This is a genomic window from Ensifer oleiphilus (assembly GCF_013371465.1).
In the GTDB taxonomy this organism is placed as follows: Bacteria; Pseudomonadota; Alphaproteobacteria; order Rhizobiales; family Rhizobiaceae; genus Ensifer; species Ensifer oleiphilus.
Genome location: NZ_JABWDU010000002.1, coordinates 711,388 through 735,883, shown reverse-complemented (window position 1 = coordinate 735,883; position 24,496 = coordinate 711,388). Strand labels below are relative to the sequence as shown.

The 24,496-nt window shown below is 63.4% G+C and carries 20 protein-coding genes and 1 other RNA gene; 18 read left to right on the top strand and 3 right to left on the bottom strand.

Features of this window, described 5'->3' with window-relative positions:
• The first annotated feature begins 122 nt into the window (after positions 1-122).
• Both HT585_RS10295 and HT585_RS10290 read left to right on the top strand, forming a co-directional pair.
• Positions 123-1,685, top strand: a complete 1,563-nt coding sequence (locus HT585_RS10295) for an EAL domain-containing protein (RefSeq protein ID WP_176352803.1) — start codon at positions 123-125, stop codon at positions 1,683-1,685.
• 82 nt (positions 1,686-1,767) lie between these two features.
• The gene (locus HT585_RS10290; protein ID WP_176352802.1) at positions 1,768-3,120 is read left to right on the top strand and encodes a serine hydrolase domain-containing protein; all 1,353 of its coding nucleotides are present in this window, start codon (positions 1,768-1,770) and stop codon (positions 3,118-3,120) included.
• 38 nt (positions 3,121-3,158) lie between these two features.
• Here HT585_RS10290 and HT585_RS10285 read toward each other — a convergent pair whose 3' ends face one another.
• The 3 genes from HT585_RS10285 to HT585_RS10275 form a co-directional block, all read right to left on the bottom strand.
• Entirely contained in the window at positions 3,159-4,151 is a 993-nt protein-coding gene (locus tag HT585_RS10285; protein WP_176352801.1) for a lytic transglycosylase domain-containing protein, read from the bottom strand.
• A 116-nt stretch (positions 4,152-4,267) separates the two neighbouring features.
• Positions 4,268-4,903 (bottom strand): LysE family translocator, encoded by a 636-nt coding sequence (locus HT585_RS10280; protein ID WP_176352800.1) that lies wholly within the window; start codon positions 4,901-4,903, stop codon positions 4,268-4,270.
• Positions 4,904-5,046: 143 nt separating this feature from the next.
• Positions 5,047-6,261 carry a pyrophosphate--fructose-6-phosphate 1-phosphotransferase gene (locus HT585_RS10275; RefSeq protein ID WP_176352799.1) on the bottom strand — a complete coding sequence of 405 codons (1,215 nt, stop codon included), beginning with the start codon at positions 6,259-6,261 and terminating at the stop codon, positions 5,047-5,049.
• A gap of 407 nt (positions 6,262-6,668) precedes the next feature.
• On the opposite strand from HT585_RS10275, the gene HT585_RS10270 reads away from it, so the two are divergent.
• The 16 genes from HT585_RS10270 (at position 6,669) to murC (ending at position 24,495) form a co-directional block, all read left to right on the top strand.
• Entirely contained in the window at positions 6,669-7,376 is a 708-nt protein-coding gene (locus tag HT585_RS10270) for a J domain-containing protein (RefSeq protein WP_077499940.1), read from the top strand.
• Entirely contained in the window at positions 7,373-8,137 is a 765-nt protein-coding gene (locus HT585_RS10265) for an N-acetylmuramoyl-L-alanine amidase (RefSeq protein WP_176352798.1), read from the top strand. Before HT585_RS10270 ends, HT585_RS10265 begins: the two co-directional genes overlap by 4 nt.
• Before the next feature lie 226 nt (positions 8,138-8,363).
• A complete protein-coding gene (locus HT585_RS10260) occupies positions 8,364-8,891 on the top strand; it encodes a lytic transglycosylase domain-containing protein (protein WP_176352797.1) in 528 nt (175 codons plus the stop codon).
• A gap of 314 nt (positions 8,892-9,205) precedes the next feature.
• Positions 9,206-10,396, top strand: a complete 1,191-nt coding sequence (locus HT585_RS10255) for an NAD(P)/FAD-dependent oxidoreductase (protein ID WP_176352796.1) — start codon at positions 9,206-9,208, stop codon at positions 10,394-10,396.
• 89 nt (positions 10,397-10,485) lie between these two features.
• An RNA gene (gene rnpB / locus HT585_RS10250) (RNase P RNA component class A) lies at positions 10,486-10,885 on the top strand.
• 490 nt (positions 10,886-11,375) lie between these two features.
• On the top strand, positions 11,376-11,816 hold the full coding sequence (mraZ, locus tag HT585_RS10245) for a division/cell wall cluster transcriptional repressor MraZ (RefSeq protein ID WP_025427736.1): 441 nt from the start codon (positions 11,376-11,378) through the stop codon (positions 11,814-11,816).
• 14 nt (positions 11,817-11,830) lie between these two features.
• Positions 11,831-12,856: a 16S rRNA (cytosine(1402)-N(4))-methyltransferase RsmH gene (rsmH, locus tag HT585_RS10240; protein WP_176352795.1), complete on the top strand. Its 1,026-nt coding sequence runs from the start codon at positions 11,831-11,833 to the stop codon at positions 12,854-12,856.
• A 7-nt stretch (positions 12,857-12,863) separates the two neighbouring features.
• On the top strand, positions 12,864-13,247 hold the full coding sequence (ftsL, locus tag HT585_RS10235; RefSeq protein WP_173420613.1) for a cell division protein FtsL: 384 nt from the start codon (positions 12,864-12,866) through the stop codon (positions 13,245-13,247).
• Entirely contained in the window at positions 13,247-14,995 is a 1,749-nt protein-coding gene (locus HT585_RS10230; protein WP_176352794.1) for a peptidoglycan D,D-transpeptidase FtsI family protein, read from the top strand. The genes ftsL and HT585_RS10230 overlap by 1 nt, the downstream gene beginning before the upstream one ends.
• A gap of 68 nt (positions 14,996-15,063) precedes the next feature.
• The gene (locus HT585_RS10225) at positions 15,064-16,527 is read left to right on the top strand and encodes a UDP-N-acetylmuramoyl-L-alanyl-D-glutamate--2,6-diaminopimelate ligase (RefSeq protein ID WP_176352793.1); all 1,464 of its coding nucleotides are present in this window, start codon (positions 15,064-15,066) and stop codon (positions 16,525-16,527) included.
• Position 16,528: 1 nt separating this feature from the next.
• Positions 16,529-17,968, top strand: a complete 1,440-nt coding sequence (locus HT585_RS10220) for a UDP-N-acetylmuramoylalanyl-D-glutamyl-2,6-diaminopimelate--D-alanyl-D-alanine ligase (RefSeq protein WP_176352792.1) — start codon at positions 16,529-16,531, stop codon at positions 17,966-17,968.
• 238 nt (positions 17,969-18,206) lie between these two features.
• On the top strand, positions 18,207-19,307 hold the full coding sequence (gene mraY / locus HT585_RS10215) for a phospho-N-acetylmuramoyl-pentapeptide-transferase (protein ID WP_176352791.1): 1,101 nt from the start codon (positions 18,207-18,209) through the stop codon (positions 19,305-19,307).
• 7 nt (positions 19,308-19,314) lie between these two features.
• Entirely contained in the window at positions 19,315-20,706 is a 1,392-nt protein-coding gene (murD, locus tag HT585_RS10210) for a UDP-N-acetylmuramoyl-L-alanine--D-glutamate ligase (RefSeq protein WP_176352790.1), read from the top strand.
• Positions 20,707-20,806: 100 nt separating this feature from the next.
• Positions 20,807-21,961, top strand: a complete 1,155-nt coding sequence (gene ftsW, locus HT585_RS10205; protein WP_112810274.1) for a putative lipid II flippase FtsW — start codon at positions 20,807-20,809, stop codon at positions 21,959-21,961.
• Positions 21,962-21,964: 3 nt separating this feature from the next.
• Entirely contained in the window at positions 21,965-23,089 is a 1,125-nt protein-coding gene (murG, locus tag HT585_RS10200) for an undecaprenyldiphospho-muramoylpentapeptide beta-N-acetylglucosaminyltransferase (protein ID WP_176352789.1), read from the top strand.
• Entirely contained in the window at positions 23,086-24,495 is a 1,410-nt protein-coding gene (gene murC / locus HT585_RS10195; protein ID WP_176352788.1) for a UDP-N-acetylmuramate--L-alanine ligase, read from the top strand. The genes murG and murC overlap by 4 nt, the downstream gene beginning before the upstream one ends.
• The last annotated feature ends 1 nt before the right edge of the window (position 24,496 follow it).

Sequence of the window (24,496 nt, the reverse complement as noted above, 5' to 3'; positions counted from 1 at the left end):
TGATGACGGGTTTTTTCACAGCTCCCGCACTGCACAAAAAATGGCCGACTACGATTTTTCACCCATAAGAATTCATTAAACCCTGGCGTGCTAGCTCCTTCTTATATTCGGGGGGCGTCGACATGATGTTAAGAACGTTTCTGCCGAAGCCCGAGCAGCGATTTGCAGCTGCCGGCACGGCACTGGGGGCTTTGTTTCCTGCAATCTGGCTGACCACGGAAACGCTGTTCACGGATGGATCCTTTGCACACTGGAACGTTTCCGGAGCGCTTGCGGCGGGCGTTATGCCCTTCGTCGCCGGCGCCTCGTTCTATCGCTGGTCCTACTCGCGACGACTGGAGCGCGAGCTCAAGGCAGCGCGCCGCGCCGAGCGCCGGCTGCGCAACGAGGTTCATCGCGACCGGTTGACCGGGCTTGAAAACCGTTCCGCACTGGAGGCGGACGTGCTGCGCGCGCTACGCTCGGATGGTGCGCCGTTCGAGCGCCGGCCGCTGCTGCTGATCGATCTCGACCGGTTCAAGGCGATCAATGACACCATGGGTCACGATGCCGGCGACCGGCTGCTGAACGGCATCGGCACGCGGCTAAGGCGGGCCTTTGCCGGCGAGGCGACGGTCTATCGCCTCGGTGGCGACGAATTCGTGCTGCTCGGTCCGGGGTCTCCCTCGGATGGCGAGGTCGCGACCCTTGCCGGCCGGGTGAAGGCGCTGTTCGACGCGCCTTTCGATCTGGTCGATGGTCAGGCGGCTTCTGGCTGCAGCATCGGTGTCACGTTCCTGGAACAGGGCGATCTGTCGACCGGTGCGGTCTTGAAGCGCGCGGACCTGGCGCTCTACGAAGCCAAGGAAATGCGCGGCAACAGCCATGTCTTCTATGCGCCGCATCTCGCGCAAGCCGCCAAAATGCGCGCCGAGGCCGAGCGCGACCTTGCCCGTGCCGTCGCCCAGCGGGAGTTCTTTTTGGAATATGTCCCGATCGCCGGTGCTGCGAGCAACGTCATCCGCGGTTTCGAAGTCCTGCTGCGCTGGCTGCATCCGATCCGCGGCGTTATCGGCACCGAGGCGTTTGCGGAGCCGTTGGATCAAGGAGCCCTTGCGCTGACGGTCGGCAACTGGGCGTTGCGCCAGTCTTGTCGTCAGGCGGCAAGCTGGCCGTCTCCAGTGGGCCTGACGGTGGCACCCTTCGCGCTGCAACTGCGAGATCGCGATTTCCTCAGCCATGTGAAGACGTGCCTGGAGGAGGCCGATCTGGCGCCCGGCCGGCTGACGATCGAGGTGTCGGAAGCGCTGTCGACCGCTGACATGGCGTTGATGTGCGAAAACCTGCATGGTCTGCGCGCGCTCGGGGTGCGCGTTGCGCTGAGCGGCGGCGCAGCCGCCTCGCTGCCGCTCAACCTTGTCGGCGAGCTACAACCGGATCAGTTGACTGTGGACCTGCCGGCGATCCGCGACGTCCATGGCAGCGAGCGCAGCGTCGCCCTGCTCGCCTGTCTCGTCAAGACGGGGCAGGTGCTGCGATTGCCGATGGCGGTGCGCGGCATCGCCAGGGAAAGCGAAATGGATTGCGCCCGCACCGCAGGTGCGGTGGAGGTCTGGGGGCCATGGATATCGCCAGCCTTGCCGGCACGGGATCTTCCAGCCCTGTTGGATAATTCTGGCGACGGGGACGCTCGCCGGCTGGCATAGCCTGCAATCCGAAGCACGACGCAAGGGCTTTTCCTTTCGGTCAAATGCTGCTTCTCTCTCTCGCGTCAGACGGGAGGATGCGATGGCACGCCTATTGAAGACTGTCGGGGCCGCGGTTGTCGTCGCCACTGCCGGCGTCGGCGGATGGCTGGCCTTAGCGCCGCCGGAGTTGCTGAAGGTCGGCGATGGATACGCGGCCAAGATCGTCTGCTCGAATGTCTTCATCGCCGGGCGTGACGGACGGGAGGTGCTGGCCGACGACGTGCAGGCGCCGGGCCATCCGCTGCTGAAATTCATCACCGTCTCGGTGGACCGCGACAAGCGGCTGGTTTCGGCCCGCATCTTTGGCTTTGCCGCACCGGCTTATGCCGCTTACCGCCCGGGGCTTGGCTGCGCCAACGTCGCCGACGATCTCGCCGCACAGGTGCCGGCGGTGGAACCGACGACACCCGAGCTCACGAGATCGGCGGATGTGGCCTGGCCGGACGGGGACAAGGCGGAAATCGACCCGTCCGTTCAGGCACTGATCGAGGATGCGAGCCTTGCCGGCCCGGGCGTGCGGGCGGTCGCGGTGGTGCGCGATGGACATCTGATTGCCGAGACCTACGCCACCGGCTTCGATCGCTCGACGCCGCTTCTCGGCTGGTCGATGACCAAATCGGTGACAGCAGCCCTGATCGGCATGCGGGTCGCCGAGGGGCGTATGGAGGTGACGCGCGCGGGCCTTCTGCCGGAGTGGAGCGGCGATGTGCGCGCGAAGATCAGGCTTGCCGATCTGATGGGCATGGAGAGCGGTCTGGAATTCAACGAGGGCTATGGCAATGTCAGCGATGTGACGCGCATGCTCTACCTCGAACGGGACATGGCAGGCTTTGCCGCGTCAAAGCCTGCGACATCCGAGCCGGGCTCGACCTTCCGCTATTCGAGCGGCACCAGCACGCTGTTGTCGCGGCTGTGGATGCGCAGCTTCGACGATCCTGCCGCTGCACTTGCCTATCCGCACGAAGCCCTGTTCCTGCCGCTCGGGATGACGAGCGCGGTGATGGAAACCGATGCAAGCGGCACCTTCGTCGGTTCATCCTACATGTATGCGACGGCGCGCGACTGGGCGCGCTTTGGGCAGTTCCTGCTTCAGGACGGTAGCTGGAAGGGGAGGGCGTTCCTGCCGAAGGATTATGTGACCTTCATGCGCACGCCGACAAAAGCCTCTGGCGGCGAATACGGCGCCGGCCAGGTCTGGCTGCAGGAAAACGGGGTTCGCGCCGGTACCGGTGTCTTTCCAGCGGATACCTTCTGGATGCTCGGGCATGACGGGCAGGCGATCATGCTGGTGCCGTCGCTCAAGCTTGCGGTCGTGCGCCTGGGGCTGACGCCATCGCGTGGTGGCTATGACGTGCAAAAGCTCAACGCCAAAATAATAGAGGCGCTCGATTGAGCGCCTCGTGAACTTTCTGGCGAAATGATCGGCTGTGCCTATTTCATGCCGAGGTCGTCGAGCAGACCTTTGCGCTTGGCGTGGTAGTAGTAGCCGCTGGCATAGAGCTTGACCGCGCCGTCGTGCTTGTTGTCGGCAACCATCCAGGCGCCGTGCAGGTACTTCGTCGCATACATCAGGTTGGTTTCCGCGTCGAACAGGCCCTCAGCCGGGCCTTCGTAGCCTAGACCCTTGGCGGTATTGTAGCGGATCTGCATCAGGCCGTAATTGCCCTTGCTGTAGGCGCGCGGGTTGTAGTTGCTCTCGCGCTTGACGACGCGGTGCACGAGCTCGACCGGAATGCCGTTGAGATCGGCGTAGTGCTTGATAAGCTTGTCCAGGTCCGGACGCGAGCTGGACGGCGCATTTGTCAGCTTCAGCGATTCTGGAATGACGCTCGCAACGGCGGCGACGCTCGAACCGATCACACCCATCTTCGGCTTTTCGGTCGGAACGATCATGCGGTTGGCAACGAGCGTTTCGAGGCCGACCGGTTCGCCGGTGTCGAAGTCCGATTCCATCGCGGCGGCAACAGCAAGCGTGGAAACGGGAAGATCCTGAACGCGGCTCGTCTTCGGCGAGACGAGGGCAGATGCGGTTTCCGGGAGTGCAGCGGCATTGGCCGACGCCGCTACCGGTGCCGCCATGGCGACAGCCTGGGCTTCACCCGGCTTGCCACCGGGAACGGCGACAACAGTCGGTGCCGGGCCGGCGGCCTGCGCGAGGTCGGTGCCGATAGGCAAGGTTGTGGCCATTCCGGCTGTCTGTGCCGACAGGGCAGCGGATGCTGCCGTTGCCGCGCCATCCGGTGTCGGCAGGGCATAGGCCGTCATTTCTGTGCCGGGTTTTGCAAGCGGGGTGACCGTCTGCACGGCCGTAAGCTCTTCCACCGAGGTATGCTCGACAGTGGAGCACCCCGAGACGAGTGTCGCCGACAGAATAGCTGCCACGCCAAACGTCTGTTTTGAAAGGGAAATACGGAATTTCGCCATGCTGTCACTTTCGTGCTTCTGGGCCCCGCAGCCCCTGCAAATCAGCGGCCGTCAGCCGCCATGCGTGAATCTCCATTAACCCATGGGGCGGCCGGCAGCAAGCGCGCGAGCGAATTTCAGGCCGATGCCCGCTTCATGGTTGCCGTCAGAAGCCCGGCGCCGACGAGCAGCGAGCCACCTGTGCGGTTGACGATCCGCCGGATGTTCGGCTTTGAAATCGTGCTTTTGGCGGCGGTCGCGAGTGCGGCATAGAGGCTTGCATTGACGATGGCGAGCGTCAGGAACGCCACCTCGAAAATCGCCATCTGAGTAAAGAGCGGCTGCGACAGATCGAGGAACTGCGGCAGGAAGGCGACGAAGAAGACGATGCTCTTGGGGTTCAGCGCGGTGACAGCGTAGGCATGCAGGAAGATGCGCAGCGGCCGCTCCCTGGCGGGCGCCTCACCGTTCGCGCCGTCAAAGCCGGCGACCGGTGCCCGCCAGAGCTGGATGCCGAGCCAGATGAGGTAGGCAGCCCCCACCCACTTCAACACGGTGAAGATCGCGGCCGAGGTGGCAAGCAGCGCGCCGAGCCCGAGCATCGACGCGGTCATGGCGGTAAAATCGCCGAGCGCCACGCCGGCAACGGTTGCCCCCGCGGTTCTGCGGCCATGGCCGAGCGCATAGGAGATGACGAGCAATATGGTCGGGCCGGGGATGGCGAGCAGCACGGCCGAGGCCGCGGCAAAGGCAAACCAGTGTTCGAACGACATGAAAAAGGCTCCGCGCTTGAGGGCTCTCCAAGACTTATCTCTGGAGGGAGCCACCAAGGCGCGGAGCCGTCAACTGCGAATAGAAAGCTGCGGCTTGAAAAACGTTGCACCCGAAACCGATGTTCAGTTTCAGGTGCTCCGTCTCAGTCTTCCGGCTGCCACTTCTGGCCGATGACGTCCATGACGTCGCCAAACCACTTGGTCGAGGTATCGAAGTGCTTGCCGCCCTTGATGCGCGGGAATTCGATGGTTCTGAGCTTGCCCGCCTGGTCCTCGTCGTGACCCGTGACGCCGGAGACCTTGTTGAGCGCGCTTTCGACGGCGAGATCGACCATGCTCTGGATCAGGCGCAGGTCGTCGCCGTTTGCCGGTGCGGAGCGGGCGTAATAGCCCGACTTCTGCACCATCGAGCGTTCGGCACCGAGAAGGGCCGCAAACTGCTTGGTGAACCAGTTGCCGACATTGATGGTGTCGATCTTCACGTGGCCGAAGGCATCGCGCTTGACGGTTTCGCCGGCGGCTTCCCGCTCGGCGACGATCGCGTCGAGGCAGGCGCCTTCGCTGACGAACAGCGTGACGAAACCCGAGCGGTTCATGACGCCACGCAGGCGCTCTGCCTCGGCCTCGAGGTCGAACTTGATCTCGGGCAAATAGAGGCCGTCGATGTTCTTCAGCTGCTTGTTCATCATGAAGCCGTCGACGAACTGCTTGTCCTCGGTCATCTGGACGTAGGAGCGCGCGGTTGCCGCCGTCAGCCAGCCGCAGTGGCGGCCCATGACTTCGTGAACCACGAGCGTGCGCGGGGCGGCACTCTGCTCGTTGCTGACGTGATCGAAGAAGCGGGCGCCGTACTCAGCCGCCGTCCAGGCGCCAAGCGTCTGGCGGATCGGCACGACGTCGTTGTCGACGGTCTTCGGCAGGCCGACGACCGTCAGGTTGTAGCCATTGGCGCCGAGATAGGCGGCAAGATCTGCCGCCGTGGTGTTGGTGTCGTCACCGCCGATCGTGTGCAGGATCGAGATGCCGTCGGCGGCGAGCCGTTCGGCCGCCACGCGCAGCGGGTTTTCACCTTCCTTGACCAGGCCACGCTTGACGCAGTCGGCAGCATTGGTGAGCTTGACGCGGCTGTTGCCGATCGGCGAGCCGCCGTGGCGGTGGAGGATGTGCGCGTTCTCGCGCATGTCCCTGGTGATCTCGATGCGGTCGCCAAGCAGGACGCCCTGGTAGCCGGAGCGGTAGGCCACCAGCTCATACTCGGGCGCAATGTCGGTGTAGCGCTCGATCAGGCCGCCAACGGCGGATGACAGGCAGGGCGCCAGCCCGCCGGCCGTCAGCATTGCGACTTTCTTCTTGGCCATGTTTCCTCCTCGGGATTCGGCACGCAATTGGTGGGGCCTCTCTAGCGCAAAACGGATGGAAGTTAAATGACGGCTCTGTGGATGTCCTGTCGGCAAGCGCGCAGGTTTCGTCGCATTCGTCTCTATTGTTGCCGTGGACATGATGTCGCGCAAGGGAAGGTGGCGGCGGAACGTCGTCGGCGTCAATGCGATGCGGGGCAGGGGCTCGAGCGTTTTCCCAAGGGCGCGGGCGTGTTCCCCAGGGAACAGGCGGGAACCCTTGCGCCGGCGCAACGTTACTCAAACGGATTGACAATAGTGAGGGGCCATCACAAATTCGTCATTCCCGGGGTTCGCCGCAGGCCACCGCTTGCAATTTGCCACCACAATAGTCCATGCTATAGGCTGGAGAGACAGGAAAATCGTGCATGTCATTCTGGGATAGCCTCCTCAAGATCGTCACCGCCACGGGCAACGCGCTTGCCGGTGTGGTGGAGGCCGTGCGCACCCTGTTCGAAGGCGATCCCGAAACGCGGCGCAAGGTGGCTTTCTCCGTGGCGATGATCGCGCTTTCGGCCAAGATGGCCAAGGCCGACGGCGTGGTGACGGAAGCCGAGGTTTCTGCCTTCCGCGATATCTTCGAGTTTCCCGCCGATCAGGCGCAGAACGTCGCCCGTCTCTATAACCTCGCGCGCCAGGACGTTGCCGGCTATGAGGCGTATGCGGAGAAGATGGCCTCCCTCTGCTCGTCATGCGAAAGCAATTGCCCGATCTTGGAAGACATCATCGACGGTCTGTTCCACATCGCCAAGTCGGACGGCGCCGTGCATGAGAAGGAACTGGCGTTCCTGATGCGGGTCGCCGAAATCTTCAAGATGGACGAGGCGCACTTCGAACAGATCATGGCACGGCATGTCCATAGCGACGGCCGGGACCCCTATCTCGTTCTCGGCGTTTCGCCCAAGGACGATTTCGCCAAGATCCGCAAGCATTACCGTGTGCTCGTGTCGGAGAACCATCCCGACAGGCTGGTTGCGCGCGGTGTGCCACAAGAGTTCCACGCGATCGCCAATGATCGCATGGCTGCGCTCAATGCCGCCTATGAGGCGATCGAGAGAGAACGCCGCGCCGCATGACGTCGAAATACTGCGACTACTCGGGTGCGCGCTTCATGCCGTCGCCCAATTTCGGCGACCGTGCGGACGGCCGGATTCCCGATATCATTGTGCTTCATTATACCGGCATGCCGACGGCGAAATCTGCACTCGAATGGCTATGTCGCGAGGAAAGCCAGGTTTCCAGCCACTATTTCGTTCATGAGGACGGCCGTGTCGACCAGCTGGTGCCGGAGGCGCTGAGGGCCTGGCACGCGGGGAAAAGCGTCTGGAAGGGCGAGACGGACATCAATTCCAGCTCGATCGGCATCGAGATCGCCAATGCCGGTCATCCCGGCGGCCTTCCCGAATTCCCCGAAAAACAGATCGCGGCGGTCGTCGAATTGTGTCGGGACTGTGGCGAACGGTGGTCGATTGCCCCTGAGCGGGTGCTGGCACACAGCGATATCGCCCCGATTCGCAAGGTCGACCCGGGCGAAAAATTTCCGTGGCATCGGCTGCACCGCGAAGGCGTCGGTCACTGGGTGGAGCCGGCGCCGATCGGCGGCGGTCGATTTTTCCAGCGCGGCGACCGTGGCCAGCCGGTCGAGGCGATCCAGTCGATGCTGTCGCTCTACGGTTACGGCATTGAAGTCACTGGCGATTTCTGTGAGAAAACCGAGGGCATCGTTGCCGCGTTCCAGCGGCATTTTCGCCAGCAGCGGGTCGACGGCATCGCCGATATCTCGACGCTCGATACGTTGCACCGGCTGCTTGCGGCTCTACCTCAGTTTGGTGCCTGAGACGCAAAATTTTTGCGTGCTAAATTAGCTTTTTCGACCATTTCCGCACAAATTTGCTGCGTTGCCACATGTTTACCATGATGCGGCATTCATTTGCCGCTCATTGAAACTGCAGGAAACGCAAGGGCAAGACGCTCCTTCCTGTCAATGAAACGATCGGGAAGTGAGACGTGAACGGCGGGGTGCGCCGGGCTGTCCATTCCCCAGACCGGAGACTTCAAGCTACATGAGAATATCGTCTGTTGCTGCGGTGGCGGCATGCTTTGGCATGTTCTTCGCCGGGATTGGTACGTCGTATGCGGGGAACGTCGACAAGACCATCAAGACCTCATCCCTCAAGTCAGTTACACGGACGACAGGCTACCCGAGCCCACAGCTCGCACAGGGCACGCAGTACACCATCCTGATCCAGTCCTATGCCAAGCAGTACGGCGTTCCGATCGATCTGGCCCATGCGATCGTCAAGGTCGAAAGCAACTTCAATCCGAAGGCTCGTGGCAGCGCCGGTGAAATCGGCCTGATGCAGATCAAGCCGGCAACGGCACGCATGATGGGCTATGCCGGTTCCTCCAAGGGTCTCTACGATCCCGAAACGAACATCAAGTTCGGCATGAAATATCTCGCCATGGCGCATGAGCTTTCCGGCGGCACCACCTGCGGCACCGTTCTCAAGTACAATGCCGGCCATGGCGCCAAGCGCATGAACCCGGTTTCCAAGCGTTACTGCGGCAAGGTCCAGAGCATCATCGACTGATCGATGCCGATCGTAGGGCGCGCCAGACCATGCGCGCAAAGCACGCTTCATCGGTTGGAGCGTGCGGCTTCATCGGTTGAAGCGTGCAGCATGACCTCCTCGCATCGGCCGATGCCGACTTGAGGAAGTGCCCCGGTTCAGGGGCATTGTTTCCATCGAATACCGAGCATCAGCCGCCTGCTGTCTTCAAGCGGTGGCGGGTGCTCCAGCCGGACAGGTCTCGCGTTCCGGCGACCTTCAAAACGTGATGCAACCGCAGTGTCATATCTGCGCCGACATGCTATCCCGACCTGATCGAAATGGTGAGGACGGACATGTCGGAAAGCTTTGATTTCATCGTTGTCGGCAAGGGCATGATGGGGGCGGCGGCAGCGCGGCACCTGGCGCTCTCGGGCGCAAGGGTGGCTCTCGTCGGGCCGGACGAGCCCGGAGACTGGGCCAATCACGGCGGTGTCTTTTCCAGCCACTACGACAATGCCCGCATCACCCGCACGATCGACGACGATCCGGTCTGGGCGCGGCTCGCCAAGCGCTCCATCGATCGCTACGACGAGATTGCCGCACAAAGCGGCGTCGACTTCTATGCGGAAGTCGGCTGCCTGATCGCCGGGCCGGCGCCGGGCGGCGCTTACGACTATATCGAGAAAGTTGCCAGGGCGCGCGACGCGCTTGGCGTCGAGGCGCCGCTCCTCGATGAGGATGCCATTTCCGAACGCTTTCCCTGGTTCCGTTTTCCCGAAGGCTTTGCCGGCATTCACGAGGCGCAAGGGGCCGGCTACATCAATCCTCGCGCGCTGGTGCTGGCGCAGACGATCTCAGCGGGAAAGGCCGGCGCGCGGATCGTGCGCAGCGAAGTGGCCTCGGTATCGGAGGCCGGCGACCGCGTCGTCGTCACGACGGTCGACGGCGCCACGCTCGATGCCGGACGGGTGATCGTTGCCGCCGGCGGGTTCTCTCTTTCCGACACGCTTCTTCCCCGGCCGATCGACCTTGTGGTCAAGGCGCGCACCGTGTTCTTCGCCGAGGTCGCCGACGGCGATCTGCCAAACTACGAGCATATGCCGTCGCTGATCGGCGCAGCACCGGAGCAGGCGAAGAGCTACTATCTGCTGCCGCCGGTCGCTTACGCCGACGGCAAGCACTATATCAAGATCGGCGGCGACCCGACCGATCGCGTGCTCGACAGCGAGCCCGAAGTGCGCGCCTGGTTCCGCGGCGGCGCCGGTGCCGGGGCGGCCGAACATATGGGCGGGCTGCTGGCCCAGGTGATGCCCGGCTTCAGGCCGGCTTCGACGCATTTCAGACCCTGCGTGACGTCTTTCACCCGCCATGGCTTTCCCTATATCGGCTTTGCCGGCAGCGACCGTATTGCGGTGGTGACGGGGGGCAACGGCCAGGCGGCGAAAAGCTCCGACGAGATCGGCCGGCTCGCCGCCGCGCTGGTGATAGACGGCCGCATCGACGACCCGGCCTATGAGACGGATTTCGCCGTCGCGTTCCGCTGAACCTGAAAGCGCGGGCGGGCGAGCGAGGAAACGCCGGGCCTGCCGTTTTTCTCTGGCGCTCGGCTTCCCGGTCGTTTAAGGACCGCCTGCCAGTTGGCCGGGCAGCCGCGCTCCGCAAGTGCCGAAAGGCCGCGGGGGGAGGAAAGTCCGGGCTCCACGGAAGTACGGTGCCGGATAACGTCCGGCGAGGGCGACCTCAGGGAAAGTGCCACAGAAAGCAAACCGCTCCGCTTGCGGAGTAAGGGTGAAAGGGTGGGGTAAGAGCCCACCGCGGACATGGCGACATGGACGGCACGGCAAACCCCACCGGGAGCAAGACCGAATAGGGATGACGCGGACGCGCAAGCGTCCAGCCTGTTTCCGGGCCAGTCATCCGGGTGGGTTGCAAGAGGCTGCGTGCAAACGTAGTCCCAGATGAATGGCTGCCACGTTCTGCTGTCTTCGGGCAGCGGGGCCATACAGAACCCGGCTTACAGGCCAACTGGCGATTTTCCTTTTCCCAGCGGCGTCGCGCGCTTCGAAGCGCGCGGGTGCAACGCATGTCCAGGCGGGTATCATTTCGATGCCGGACCGGATCAAGCGATCAGAAATCGCGCGAGGAAGTCCTGCTTCCCCACTTTGCTGCATTCTTTCTCACATTCTGATTTCCCAACGATTTGAAGCCTTTTGACCGTCGCATTCCAGGGCAGCGGGGGTCGCTTCGTAACGCTTCGTTAAACTTAACAACCTATCAATATTTGATCAGCTACCCGGCTGTTCAAGAGCCAATCCCATTGACGCCCATATGGTCCCATGATATCCCATAATGGTACTGCGCAAGGGCCGCGTCGTGGCCCATCATCGCAAAATTCCAGGGTCTCCCGGCTTCGGGAGATGGGCGGACATGTTGGTGTCCGGCAGGGGTGTTTTGTGAGTGCGGTCGAGTGTTCTCGCGGGTCGATGATTATGGCCCGTCAGTCTTGGGCGGCCGTTTCGCGTCATGAACCGCTTCTTGTCAAATGCCACCAATCGGATCGATGCAAAGGGGCGGGTGTCCGTGCCTTCGGCGTTTCGTTCCGTTCTGTCGGATGGGGGCGTCCGGGAGCTATACTGTTTTCAGGATTTCGTCTTTCCGGCGATCAGCGTCGGCGGGCCGGAGCTCCTGGATCGGTTCGAGAGGCAGATGGCGGCCGAGGATCCATTTTCTCCGGCAGCCAACGAGATGTCGCTGCTCGTTCATGGGGGCGGGGTCTTCGTGAAGCTCGATCCGGAAGGCCGGTTGATGGTGACGGATTTCATCCGCGACTTCACCGGTATCTCGACCGACGTGATGTTCGTCGGGCGGGGCGATTATTTTCAGCTCTGGGAGCCGCAGGCCTTTGCAAAGGCGCAGGCGGCAGCCCGGGAAGGGCGCAAGTCACGGGGGCTGCGTCCGGAATAGAATGGAGAGGCGGAATGGTGACGGAACAAGGCGGAGGAGCTTCTGAAGCCGACGGCGGACCGGTCCGTCACATTCCCGTCCTCCTGAACGAGGTTCTCGCAGCACTCGAGCCGGCCGCCGGCAAGGTCATTCTCGACGGCACGTTCGGTGCCGGTGGTTATGCCTCCGCCATCCTCAATGCCGGCGCCGATGTGATCGCGCTCGATCGCGACCCCTCGGCGATCGCTGCGGGCCAGCCGATGGTCGCGGCCTCCGGCGGCAGGCTCAAGCTCATTCATTCCCGCTTTTCCGAACTTGCAGAGCATGCGCCGGCCGGCAGCCTCGACGGCGTTGTGCTCGACATCGGCGTGTCGTCGATGCAGATCGACGAGCCCGAGCGCGGCTTCTCCTTCCAGAGGAAGGGGCCGCTCGACATGCGCATGTCGGCAGCCGGCGTTTCCGCCGCCGACGTTGTCAACCGCGCCAAGGTTTCCGATCTCATCCGCATCTTCGGTTTTCTCGGTGAGGAAAAGCAGTCGGGCCGCATCGCCCGCGCCATCGAGAAACGCCGAGCCGAAACGCCGTTCGAAACCACCCGCGATCTTGCCGGGCTGATCGAAATCGTCACGCCGCGCAAGGCCAAGGACAAGATCCATCCTGCAACGCGCGTCTTCCAGGCGCTGCGCATCTTCGTCAACGACGAACTCGGTGAGCTCGCCCAGGCGCTCTTTGCCGCCGAGCGGGCGCTGAAGCCTGGCGGCCGCCTTGTCGTCGTCACCTTCCATTCGCTCGAAGACCGGATCGTCAAGGCCTTCTTCCAGGATCGTTCGGGCAAGGCCGCCGGGTCGCGGCACCTGCCGCTGGTGACCGCGCGGCCGGCAACCTTCACACCAGTTGGCAAGCCTATGGTGGCGGCCAGCGAGGAAGAAGCGTCCCTCAATCCGCGCGCCCGGTCTGCCAAGCTCAGAGCCGGTATCCGCACGGAAGCGCCATCGCCGGGAAACGATCTGTCCATTTTCAATCTGCCGGAACTGGCGAGCCTTGCACGGTTGGGGGGCTGAGAGAGATATGCTGCGAACACTCGACATAGTCCTGATCGTCGTCATGACGGCCGCCGCTACGGTCACCTACACGATCAAGCACCAGGCTGAAAACAAGCTGGAACAGGTGCGCAAGCTCGACGCCGCCATCAAGCTGGAAGAAGACACGATCGACCTGCTGCGCGCCGACTGGGCGCTGCTGACGCAGCCGAACCGACTGGAACGTCTTGTCGGCGCCTTCGGTGCCGACCTGCAGCTGGCGCCGACGCCGTCGACGCAGCTCGTCCGCCCGCAGGAGCTTCCGATGCTGAAGGCCGACGTGCCGCCGACGGAAGAAGAAAAGAAGCTCGCCGCCGCCAAGGCAGCGGAGCAGACGACCGATAATATCGAAACAGGTTCGGTGGCGCGCTGATGTCGTTTCTCTCCCGCATCATGGTTTTGAAGAGCAAGGCGCATTTCTCCGCAGGCGGCAATAACCTGCCCGCCGAGGCCAAGCTCAACGTCACTTTCCAGGGCACGCGCAAGAAGACCACCAATCAGGCGAAGAACCGTGTGGCGATCATCATCGCCAGCTTCGGCATCGTCTATGCGGTCATCGGCGGCCGACTGGTGCAGTATGGCATGGCGCAGCCGGAGACGGTTTCGAGCATTGGCCGCGCCGACAACCTGATGGCCTCGCGCCCGGATATTCTCGATCGCAACGGCGAGATCCTCGCCACCGACATCCGCACGGTCTCGCTTTATGCCGAGCCGCACAAGATCGTCGACGCGGATGAGGCGGTCGAGCGCCTGGCAACGGTTCTGCCTGACATCAATGCCCGCGAGATCTACAACAAGCTGAAGTCGAAATCGCGCTTCCAGTGGCTGCGCCGCCAGCTGACGCCGAAGCAGCAGAGCGAGATTCTGGCGCTGGGCATTCCCGGCGTCGGCTTCCGGCCGGAAAAGCGCCGCTTCTATCCCGGCGGCCCGACTGCCGCCCACATCCTCGGCCACGTCAACATCGACAACCGCGGCGTTGCCGGCATGGAGCGCTACATCGACGGCCAGGGGCTCGCCGATCTCGCCGCTATCGGCATGACCAGCGATGCCAAGCTCGAGCCGGTCAAGCTGTCGATCGACGTTCGGGTGCAGAACATCGTGCGCGACGTTATCGATTCCGGCATGAAGAACTACCAGGCGCTGGCCGCCGGCGCCGTCGTGCTCGACGTACATACCGGCGAAGTTCTGGCGATGGCGTCCGTTCCCGACTACGATCCGAACAAGCCGGCCGAAGGGGCCGAAGAGGGCTGGATGAACCGCATGTCGAACGGCACGTTCGAGATGGGCTCCACCTTCAAGACCTTCACCATCGCCATGGGTCTCGATTCCGGCAAGGTGACGCTCAACGACAGTTTCGACGCCACGGCGCCGATCCGCATCGGCGGCTTCACCATCAAGGACTTCCACGGCAAGCGCCGTGTGTTGACCGTTCCGGAAATCTTCCAGTACTCGTCGAACATCGGCACGGCCAAGATCGCCGACCTCATCGGCATTCCCGGCCACAAGGAATTCTTGACCCGCATCGGCCTGCTCTCGAAGCTGCCGACCGAACTGCCGGAGGTCAAATCCCCGAGCCAGCCGCGTGAATGGAAGAAGATCAACTCGATCACCATTTCCTTCGGCCACGGCGTTTCGACGACGCCGCTGCAGACGGCCGTTGCCGGTGCAGCACTCGTCAACGGCGGCAAGCTCATTCCGCCGACCTTCCTGCCGCGCTCGGAAGCGCAGGCCGACGAACTGGCGACCGCGGTCGTCAAGAAGAGCACCAGCGACGACATGCGTTTCCTCTTGCGCTGGAACGGCATCGCCGGTTCGGGCAAGCGCGCGCAGGTTCCGGGCTTTAACGTCGGCGGCAAGACTGGCACGGCCGACAAGGTCGTCAACGGCCGCTACGCCAGCGACCAGAACTTCAACGCCTTTCTCGCTGCCTTTCCGATCGACAATCCCAAGTACATCGTGCTGACTTTCATCGACGCGCCGAAGACCGGCGAAGGCGGCGGACGGACCGCCGGCTCGAATGCCGCGCCCATGGTTCGCGACATCATCAGCCGCTCCGCACCGCTTCTCGGCGTCGAACCGAAGTTCGGAGAAGATGGTTCTGCCATGCTTGTGTCTTATTAGGCATGAAATGAGAATGCGGGACGATTCGCGATTCCGGCGGATCGAGAGCGATGTGAGACGTGCGGTTCATGAAGATAAAAGACCTGGCGGGAACGAGCTTCCCTGAACTTTCTGCGCAACTGGATGGCGGTTCCTCTCAGATCGAGGTTGCCGGCATCACGGCCGACAGTCGGCAGGTGCAGCCAGGGGATCTTTTCGTTGCCGTGTCCGGCACCAAGGCAAACGGTACCAGCTACATCGCCGACGCACTTGCGCGCGGCGCCGTCGCCGTGGTTGCCGAAAGCAATGCCAAGCCGGATGGCGCTTCTGCGCCGGTTCTCTCGCTTGCCAATCCGCGCGCCTTTCTCGCGCGTGCCGCGGCGGCGTTCTACGGCCGCCAGCCCGAGACGATGGTGGCGGTGACAGGCACTGCCGGCAAGACCTCGGTCGCCTCCTTTACCCGGCAGATCTGGGCGCATTCGGGCCTCGCGGCCGCAATGATCGGCACGACAGGCGTTGTCGCGCCCGGCCGCAACGATTATGGCTCGCTGACGACGCCCGACCCGGTCTCCCTGCACAAGCTTCTGGCCGAGCTCGCCGACGCCGGCGTTACCCATGCGGCGATGGAGGCTTCGAGCCACGGCCTCGACCAGAGCCGCCTCGACGGCGTCAAGCTTTCGGCCGCCGCCTTCACCAATCTCGGCCGCGACCACATGGACTACCATCCGACGGTCGAGCACTACATGGCCTCGAAGATGCGGCTGTTCGATGCGCTGTTGCCGAAGGGGGCTCCGGCGGTGATCTTTGCCGACGACCAGTGGTCGGAGCAGGCGATCGCGGCTGCCCGCAAGGCGAAGCTCGACGTGCGCACCGTCGGTCGCAAGGGCGATTTCATCTCGCTGAAGCGGGTCGAGCATTTCCGCCACAAGCAATCGGCCGAAGTGCATGTCGGCGACGACATCTTCGAAATCCACATTCCGCTGGCTGGCGATTTCCAGGTGGCCAATGCGCTTGTCGCCGCTGGCCTGGCGATCTCCACCGGCATCAGCGCCAAGGCGGCCTTCTCCGCGCTTGAAAAGCTGCAGGGTGCATCCGGCCGCCTCGAACTGGTTGGCCAGACACGCGATGGCGCGCTTGCCTATGTCGACTATGCCCATAAGCCTGACGCACTCGAAAACGTGCTCGCCTCGGTACGACCGTTCACGACGGGTCGCGTCATCGTGGTCTTCGGCTGCGGCGGCGACCGCGACAAGGGCAAGCGGCCGATCATGGGCGAGATCGCCACGCGGCTTGCCGATGTGGTGATCGTCACCGACGACAATCCGCGCTCGGAAGTTCCTGAGGTTATCCGCTCCGAAATCATGGCTGCCGCCCCGGGCGCGACCGAAATCGGCGACCGCGCCGAAGCGATCCGGGCTGCCGTCGGCATGCTTCAAAGCGGCGACACGCTGATCGTCGCCGGCAAGGGACACGAGGAGGGCCAGACGGTCGGTTCCGTCACGCTGCCATTCTCGGATCATGCGGAAGTCCGCAAGGCACTGGGAGGTCTGTGATTTGAACTGGCTCTGGACAAGCAGCGATCTTCTGGCCGCAATGAACGGCCGTCCGGTTGGTAATCTGCCCGAAGGAGTAAGCGGCATATCGATCGACAGCCGCTCGGTCGGAAAGGGCGAGGCCTTCTTCGCGATCAAGGGCGACCGGGTCGACGGCCACGACTATGCGGGCCTCGCGCTCGCCAATGGCGCCGCACTTCTGGTGGTCAGCGAAGGCAAGCTGCCGGCGCTCGGCCGCCTCAGCGCGCCGATGATCGTCGTCGATGACGTGCTTGAAGCGATGATCCGGCTCGGATGTGCCGCGCGCGACCGCAGCGCCGCCAAGATCATCGCCGTCACCGGTTCGGTCGGAAAGACCACTACCAAGGAGATGCTGCGGCATGTACTGGTGCCGCAAGGGCGCGTGCACGCCTCCGTCGCCTCGTTCAACAATCATTGGGGCGTGCCGCTGACGCTGGCGCGCATGCCTGAGGCCACCGATTTCGGCGTCTTCGAAATCGGCATGAACCACCCGGACGAGATCCGGCCGCTGACGAAGATGGTCCGCCCGCATGTGGCAATCGTCACCAGTATCGCGGCCGCCCATCTCGGCAACTTCGAAAGCCTCGACCAGATCGCCGAGGCCAAGGCCGAGATCTTCGAAGGCGTCGTCAATGGCGGCCACGCTGTGATCAATCACGACAGCGCCCAGTACAGGCTGCTCGAAAAGGCGGCCGGTGCCGCCGGCGTCAGCTACATCCACTCTTTCGGCGTCAACCCGAAGGCGGAGTTCCGCCTCGTGGAGTTCGCCGGTGCCGCCGACGGATCGGTGCTTTGGGCGGCCCTTGGCGGCCGGACGATGGAAATCACCATCGGCGCGCCTGGCCGTCACATCGCTGAAAACGCGCTGGCGGTGCTCGCAGCCGTGAAGCTCGTCGGCGCCGATGTCGATTACGCCGCCTCCTCGCTTGCGACCATGCAGGCCGAAACCGGCCGGGGACGCAGACACCAGTTGTTGGTCGGTCCCGGTACGCTGACGCTGATCGACGAAAGCTACAACGCCAACCCGACATCGATGCGCGCGGCGATCTCGCTGCTTAAGGATTCGACACCGGCGCCGGGCGGACGCCGCATCGCCGTGCTCGGCGACATGCTGGAGATGGGCGACCATGCCGTCGAGGTCCACGCCGCGCTCGCCGGGCCCCTGGTCGAGGCCGGGATTACCGATATATGGCTCGCAGGGCCGCTGATGGCCAATCTGCGCGACGCGCTGCCACCGGAAGTCTCCGTGGTTTACCGCGAGAGCGTGGAAGAACTGAAGACCTACGCACTCGGTGCTGTTGCGGCCGGCGATGTGGTGATGATCAAGTCGTCGAAGGGCACGGGCTGCGTCAAGATCGTGCACGCGCTGATCGAAGCCTATCCGGAACCTGCGGCTGAGGAGAGCGAACCGACGGCATGATTGCCCCGGCCGCAAGCGGTCGACGGGCAATGACGCGACCGAAGACATGATGACAGCGACCGTCGCGCGCCTCACGGCGCGCGCAGCGTTGTGAGGGTCGCCGCAGATGCCTGTGACGGTGGATACAGCTTTGGGTTAGGCAGCGCGACCTAACACTTTTGTATACAAGCGCGTATCGTTTTTCAGATGATTCTGTTGGACGGTGTCCGATTTTAAACCTTTGGGGAAAGGTCCCTTAATGCTCATCTGGCTCGTGGAACTGGCGGACCACTTTCAATTTTTCAATCTCTTTCGCTACATCACGTTCCGTACCGGTGCAGCGCTTTTCACGTCGGCTTTGATCGTTTTCCTTTTCGGTCCGCGCATGATCGACTCGCTCCGCATCCGTCAGGGCAAGGGCCAGCCCATCCGCGCCGACGGACCCCAGACGCATTTCAAGAAGGCCGGCACGCCGACGATGGGCGGATTGATGATCCTCGCCGGCATCGTCGTTTCGTCCCTGCTCTGGGCCGACCTTTCTAGCGTCTACGTGGTCTCGACGCTGCTCGTCACGCTCGGCTTTGGCGCCATTGGCTTCTATGACGACTATCTCAAGGTCACCAAGCAGTCCGACAAGGGCTTTTCCGGCAAGGCGCGTCTCGGTTTCGAGTTCCTCATCGCCGCCATCGCCGTGTTCTTCATGATGCAGGCATCGCTTTCGGGCGGCACCGCCGGCTCGACCTTCGGCTCCTCGGTCACGTTCCCGTTCTTCAAGGATCTGGTGATCAATCTCGGCTATTTCTTCGTGCTGTTCGGCGGCTTCGTCATCGTCGGCGCCGGCAATGCGGTGAACCTGACGGATGGTCTAGACGGGCTTGCTATCGTGCCTGTGATGATTGCCGCGGCCGCCTTCGGCCTGATTGCCTATCTCGCCGGTAACGCGGTTTTCGCCAACTACCTGCAGATCCATTTCGTGCCCGGCACGGGCGAGCTTGCCGTCATCCTTGGCGCTGTTATCGGCGCCGGCCTCGGCTTCCTCTGGTTCAACGCGCCTCCGGCCGCCATCTTCATGGGCGACACCGGTTCGCTGGCGCTCGGCGGCCTGATCGGCACCGTTGCCGTTGCCGTCAAGCACGAGTTTGTCATGATCATCATCGGCGGCCTGTTCGTCATGGAAACGCTGTCGGTGATCATCCAGGTGTTTTGGTTCAAGCGCACCGGCCGTCGCGTCTTCCTGATGGCGCCGATCCACCACCACTTCGAAAAGAAGGGCTGGACGGAAAGCCAGGTCGTGATCCGCTTCTGGATCATCGCGGTCATCCTGGCGATGATCGGTCTTTCCACCCTCAAGCTGCGGTGATCGGACGATGATCGCGGTCAGCACATTCAAGGGCAAGAAGGTCGCTCTCTTCGGGCTTGGCGGCTCGGGGCTGGCGACCGCCCAGGCGCTGGTTGCCGGCGGGGCCGAGGTGACGGCCTGGGACGACAATCCCGACAGCGTCGCCAAGGCCGGCGAGGCAGGCGTGCCGACAGCGAATCTGCACGGCATCGACTGGCGGGCTTTTTCCGCCTTCGTGCTTTCGCCCGGCGTGCCGCTTACCCATCCGAAGCCGCACTGGACCGTCGATCTCGCCCATGCTGCCGGCGTCGAGATCATTGGTGATGTCGAGCTTTTCGTGCGCGAGCGCCGGGCGCAGGCGCCCGATTGCCCGTTCATCGCCATCACCGGCACCAACGGCAAATCGACGACGACGGCGCTGATCGCCCATATCCTGAAGGAGAGCGGCCGCGACACGCAGCTCGGCGGCAATATCGGTACCGCCGTGCTGACGCTCGACCCTCCGAAAGCCGGCCGCTTCTATGTGGTCGAATGCTCGTCCTACCAGATCGATCTTGCGCCGACGCTCAACCCGACAGCCGGCATCCTGCTCAACCTCACGCCCGATCATCTCGATCGCCATGGCACCATGCAGCACTACGCCGACATCAAGGAGCGGTTGGTGGCCGGCAGCGGCACGGCGATCGTCGGCGTCGACGACAGTTTCTCAGCGCTGATCGCCGACCGCGTCGAGCGGGCAGGCACCAAGGTGGTGCGCATCTCGCGCCGGCATGTGCTGGCAGACGGCATCCATGCCGATGGCTCGCGCATTCTTGAGGCGCACGGCGGAACGTCACGCCTCTTTGTCGATCTCGATGGCATCCAGACGCTGCGCGGCGGCCACAATGCCCAGAACGCGGCGGCCGCAATTGCCGCCTGCCTTGCCGTCGGCGTCAGCGAAGACGAGATCAGTGAGGGGCTGAAGAGCTTCCCCGGGTTGAAGCACCGCATGCAGCCGGTCGGCCGCAAGGGCGCCGTCGTATTCGTCAACGACAGCAAGGCGACCAATGCGGATGCGGCGGCCCCGGCATTGTCGAGCTACGAGCGCATCTACTGGATTGCCGGCGGACTGCCGAAGGAGGGCGGCATCACCTCGCTGTCGCCGTTCTTCCCGAAGATCGTCAAGGCCTACCTGATCGGCGAGGCGGCACCCGCCTTTGCAGCGACGCTCGGCGAGGCGGTGCCCTACGAGATTTCGGGCACACTCGAAAAGGCCGTAGCGCATGCGGCGGCAGATGCGGAAGGCGACGGCAAGGGCGCATCGGCAGTGATGCTGTCCCCGGCTTGCGCAAGTTTCGACCAGTATAAGAACTTTGAAATACGCGGCGATGCCTTCGTGACCCACGTCAAGGCATTGCAGGGCGTAACGATGCTGATCTGACGCCATCCGTCGGCGCGCTCCCGTAGCGCGCGGCAGGTGGCGGTGATGCCGGGGTTTCGGACGTTTGGCGCAAGCGCGCCTGATAAAGGGGACTGACAAGATGGTAAGCCGAGCCGAACGTGGCCCTGTGGCCGACTGGTTCTGGACGATCGACAGGTTCTTCCTGGCGACCTTCATCCTGTTGATGGGCGTCGGCTTCATGCTGTCCTTTGCGGCAAGCCCGGCGGTTGCCGAGCGCATCGGCCTCGACAGCTTCCACTTCGTCAAGCGCCACGCCGTGTTCCTGCTGCCGTCACTGGTGGTGATGGTGGCGATCTCTTTCCTGTCTCCCCGTCAGGTGCGCCGAGCGGCGATCATCCTGCTCGGCGTGTCGCTCTCGATGATGGTGCTGGTGCTGTTCATCGGACAAGAGGTCAAGGGCTCGATGCGCTGGATCTCGATTGCCGGCATTTCCATCCAGCCCTCCGAATTCATGAAGCCGGCCTTCGTGGTCGTCTGCGCCTGGCTGTTTTCCGAACACGCGCGCCAGCCGGAAATCCCCGGAAACCTCTTTGCGATCCTGCTCTTCGGCATTGTCGGCGCGCTGCTCGTCGCCCAGCCCGACCTTGGCCAGACGATCCTGACGACCGCGGTCTGGGGCGGCATGTTCTTCATGGCCGGCATGCCGTGGTTGTGGATCATTGTACTCGCGGGTGCAGCCTTCGGCGGCTTCTTCGTCGCCTATACCATGCTGCCGCACGTGGCCGGTCGTATCGACAAGTTTCTGACCGGGGAGGGCGACACCTTCCAGATGGATACGGCGCGCGAGGCGATCATCCGCGGCGACTGGTTCGGTCGCGGTCCCGGTGAAGGCATCGTCAAGCGCATCATCCCGGATAGCCACACCGACTTCGTGTTCTCGGTTGCCGCCGAGGAATTCGGCATTGTCTTCTGTATGCTGATCGTGATGATCTTTGCCTTCCTGGTGCTGCGTGGCCTCAATCACGCCTTCCGCGAGCGCAACGACTTCAACCGTTTTGCCGTTGCCGGCCTCGTGCTGCAGATCGGCATCCAGTCGATGATCAATATCGGCGTGAACCTCGAACTGCTTCCGGCCAAGGGCATGACCCTGCCGCTGATCTCCTATGGCGGTTCGTCCATGGTGGCGATCTGCGTCACCGCCGGCTTCATCCTGGCGCTCACGCGCCATCGTCCGGAGAAGCGCGCCGTGGAGCGCAGCCTGTTTCGGTCCGGCATCGGCGTGCCGGCGGAGTAAAGAATGACAAAAGGTATCATCCTTCTTGCCGCCGGGGGTACCGGCGGCCATCTGTTTCCAGCCGAGGCGCTGGCCCACGAGCTGAAGGCCAACGGCTATTCGGTGCATCTGGTGACGGACAGCCGGGCGGAGCGTTTCGCCGGCAAGTTTCCCGCCGACGAGGTGCATGTGGTGCCCTCGGCGACCATCGGCTCGAAGAACCCCATTCATGTCGTGCGCTCGTTGTGGACGCTGTGGACCGGCATGCGCGCCGCGCGCCGGCTGATCGCCCGCCTGCGGCCGAAGGCCGTCGTCGGCTTTGGCGGTTACCCGACCGTGCCGCCGCTTTTGGCGGCGACCGGCATGGGCGTGCCGTCGATGATCCACGAACAGAACGCCGTCATGGGCCGCGCCAACAAGGCGCTCGCCTCGCGCGTCAAGGCGATTGCCGGCGGGTTCCTGCCGGAAGGCACCGGCGCCTTTGCCGCAAAGACGGTGACGACGGGCAATCCGGTGCGCCCGGCCGTGCTCGAGGCCGCCAAGGTGCCATACGGTGCGGCAATCGGCGATGCGCCGTTTCATCTCGTCGTCTTTGGCGGCAGCCAGGGCGCCCAGTATTTTTCAAAGGCGGTCCCACAGGCAATCTGCCGCCTCGACGATGCCCTTCGCCAGCGCCTGAAGGTGACGCAGCAGGCGCGCCCGGAAGATCGCGACGGCGTCATCGCCACCTATGAGAAGCTCGGCGTTCCCGCCGACGTCTCGCCGTTCTTCACCGACATGGCCGAGCGCATCGCCGATGCCCAGTTGGTCATCTGCCGCTCGGGCGCCTCGACGGTTTCGGAGCTTGCCGTCATCGGCCGGCCGGCGATCCTCGTTCCCTATCCCTATGCGCTCGACCACGACCAGGCGGCCAATGCGGCTGCGATTGCCGCCAAGGGCGGTGCCAAGGTGATCGTCCAGGCGGAGCTGACCGCCGAGCGTCTTGCCGGCATTCTCACCGATGCCATGGCCAATCCGCAGTCGCTGGCGCAGATGGCCGCCCACGCGCGCGAAACCGGCAAGCCGGACGCCGCGCGCTTGCTTGCGAGCATGGTAGAGGCTATTGCCAGCGGCTCGACAGTCGCCACATTCAAGGAAAAACGCTCATGAAAATGCCGAAAACGATCGGTCTGGTCCATTTTATCGGTATCGGCGGTATCGGCATGAGCGGTATTGCCGAGGTGCTGCACAATCTCGGCCATCGGGTGCAGGGCTCCGACCAGTCCGATAGCGCCAATGTCCAGCGCCTGCGTGAAAAGGGCATCGAGGTGTTCGTGGGCCACAAGGCCGAGAATATCGGCGATGCCGAAGTCGTGGTGGTTTCCACCGCGATCAAGAAGGACAATCCCGAACTGATCGCTGCGCGCGAGAAGCTTCTGCCGGTCGTGCGCCGCGCCGAGATGCTGGCCGAGCTGATGCGCTTCCGCAATGCGATTGCCATCGGCGGCACGCATGGCAAGACGACCACGACCTCGATGGTCGCCGCGCTTCTCGATGCCGGCGAGCTCGACCCGACCGTTATCAACGGCGGCATCATCAATGCCTACGGCACCAATGCCCGCATGGGCGAGGGCGAGTGGATGGTGGTGGAGGCCGATGAGTCCGACGGCACGTTCCTGAAGCTTCCGGCCGATGTTGCCATCGTCACCAATATCGACCCTGAGCATCTCGACCACTACGGCAATTTCGACGCCGTGCGCGCCGCCTTCCGCCAGTTTGTCGAGAACGTGCCGTTCTACGGCTTTGGCGTGCTCTGCCTCGACCACCCCGAAGTGCAGACCATGGTCAGCAAGATCGAGGACCGCAAGGTCGTCACCTACGGCGAGAACCCGCAGGCCGACGTGCGCTTCCACAATATCCGCATGGATGGCGCCACCTCCGTCTTCGACGTCGAGATCCGTCGTCGCCGCACCGGCCAGGTGATCACGATGAAAGACCTGCGCCTGCCGATGCCCGGCCGCCACAATGTCTCGAACGCAACGGCCGCGATCGCGGTCGCCCAGCGCCTCGGCGTCAGCCCGGAGGCGATTGCCAAGGGGCTTGCCTCCTTCGGCGGCGTCAAGCGCCGCTTCACCTTTACCGGCGACTGGAATGGTGTGCGCGTCTATGACGACTACGGCCACCATCCGGTCGAGATCAAGGCCGTGCTGAAGGCTGCGCGCGAGGCGTGCCAGGGCCGAATCATCGCCGTGCACCAGCCGCACCGCTATTCTCGTCTTGCGAGCCTGTTCGAAGATTTTTCCGCCTGCTTCAACGACGCCGACACGGTCCTGATCGCGCCTGTCTATGCGGCGGGTGAAGATGCCATCGACGGCATCAACGCCGAAGAGCTCGTCAATCGCATCAAGGCCGGCGGTCATCGCGACGCCCGGTATGTGGTCGGCCCCGAAACAATCGCGCCGGTTGTCAGCAAGATTGCGCAGCCGGGTGATTTTGTGGTTCTCTTGGGGGCTGGCAGCATTACCTACTGGGCTGCAGCCTTGCCACGGGAACTCGCAGACATTTCAGGAAATTGAG

What these genes read in the sequence shown, in the direction of transcription:
- HT585_RS10295 (WP_176352803.1), top strand. Translation starts at nt 123, where the DNA reads ATGATGTTAAGAACGTTTCTGCCGAAGCCCGAGCAGCGATTTGCAGCT.
- murC (WP_176352788.1), top strand. Translation starts at nt 23,086, where the DNA reads ATGAAAATGCCGAAAACGATCGGTCTGGTCCATTTTATCGGTATCGGC.
- HT585_RS10290 (WP_176352802.1), top strand. Translation starts at nt 1,768, where the DNA reads ATGGCACGCCTATTGAAGACTGTCGGGGCCGCGGTTGTCGTCGCCACT.
- HT585_RS10255 (WP_176352796.1), top strand. Translation starts at nt 9,206, where the DNA reads ATGTCGGAAAGCTTTGATTTCATCGTTGTCGGCAAGGGCATGATGGGG.
- murD (WP_176352790.1), top strand. Translation starts at nt 19,315, where the DNA reads ATGATCGCGGTCAGCACATTCAAGGGCAAGAAGGTCGCTCTCTTCGGG.
- HT585_RS10280 (WP_176352800.1), bottom strand. Translation starts at nt 4,903, where the DNA reads ATGTCGTTCGAACACTGGTTTGCCTTTGCCGCGGCCTCGGCCGTGCTG.
- HT585_RS10265 (WP_176352798.1), top strand. Translation starts at nt 7,373, where the DNA reads ATGACGTCGAAATACTGCGACTACTCGGGTGCGCGCTTCATGCCGTCG.
- HT585_RS10270 (WP_077499940.1), top strand. Translation starts at nt 6,669, where the DNA reads ATGTCATTCTGGGATAGCCTCCTCAAGATCGTCACCGCCACGGGCAAC.
- ftsL (WP_173420613.1), top strand. Translation starts at nt 12,864, where the DNA reads ATGCTGCGAACACTCGACATAGTCCTGATCGTCGTCATGACGGCCGCC.
- murG (WP_176352789.1), top strand. Translation starts at nt 21,965, where the DNA reads ATGACAAAAGGTATCATCCTTCTTGCCGCCGGGGGTACCGGCGGCCAT.
- HT585_RS10285 (WP_176352801.1), bottom strand. Translation starts at nt 4,151, where the DNA reads ATGGCGAAATTCCGTATTTCCCTTTCAAAACAGACGTTTGGCGTGGCA.
- HT585_RS10275 (WP_176352799.1), bottom strand. Translation starts at nt 6,261, where the DNA reads ATGGCCAAGAAGAAAGTCGCAATGCTGACGGCCGGCGGGCTGGCGCCC.
- HT585_RS10230 (WP_176352794.1), top strand. Translation starts at nt 13,247, where the DNA reads ATGTCGTTTCTCTCCCGCATCATGGTTTTGAAGAGCAAGGCGCATTTC.
- HT585_RS10225 (WP_176352793.1), top strand. Translation starts at nt 15,064, where the DNA reads ATGAAGATAAAAGACCTGGCGGGAACGAGCTTCCCTGAACTTTCTGCG.
- mraY (WP_176352791.1), top strand. Translation starts at nt 18,207, where the DNA reads ATGCTCATCTGGCTCGTGGAACTGGCGGACCACTTTCAATTTTTCAAT.
- HT585_RS10260 (WP_176352797.1), top strand. Translation starts at nt 8,364, where the DNA reads ATGAGAATATCGTCTGTTGCTGCGGTGGCGGCATGCTTTGGCATGTTC.
- ftsW (WP_112810274.1), top strand. Translation starts at nt 20,807, where the DNA reads ATGGTAAGCCGAGCCGAACGTGGCCCTGTGGCCGACTGGTTCTGGACG.
- rsmH (WP_176352795.1), top strand. Translation starts at nt 11,831, where the DNA reads ATGGTGACGGAACAAGGCGGAGGAGCTTCTGAAGCCGACGGCGGACCG.
- mraZ (WP_025427736.1), top strand. Translation starts at nt 11,376, where the DNA reads ATGAACCGCTTCTTGTCAAATGCCACCAATCGGATCGATGCAAAGGGG.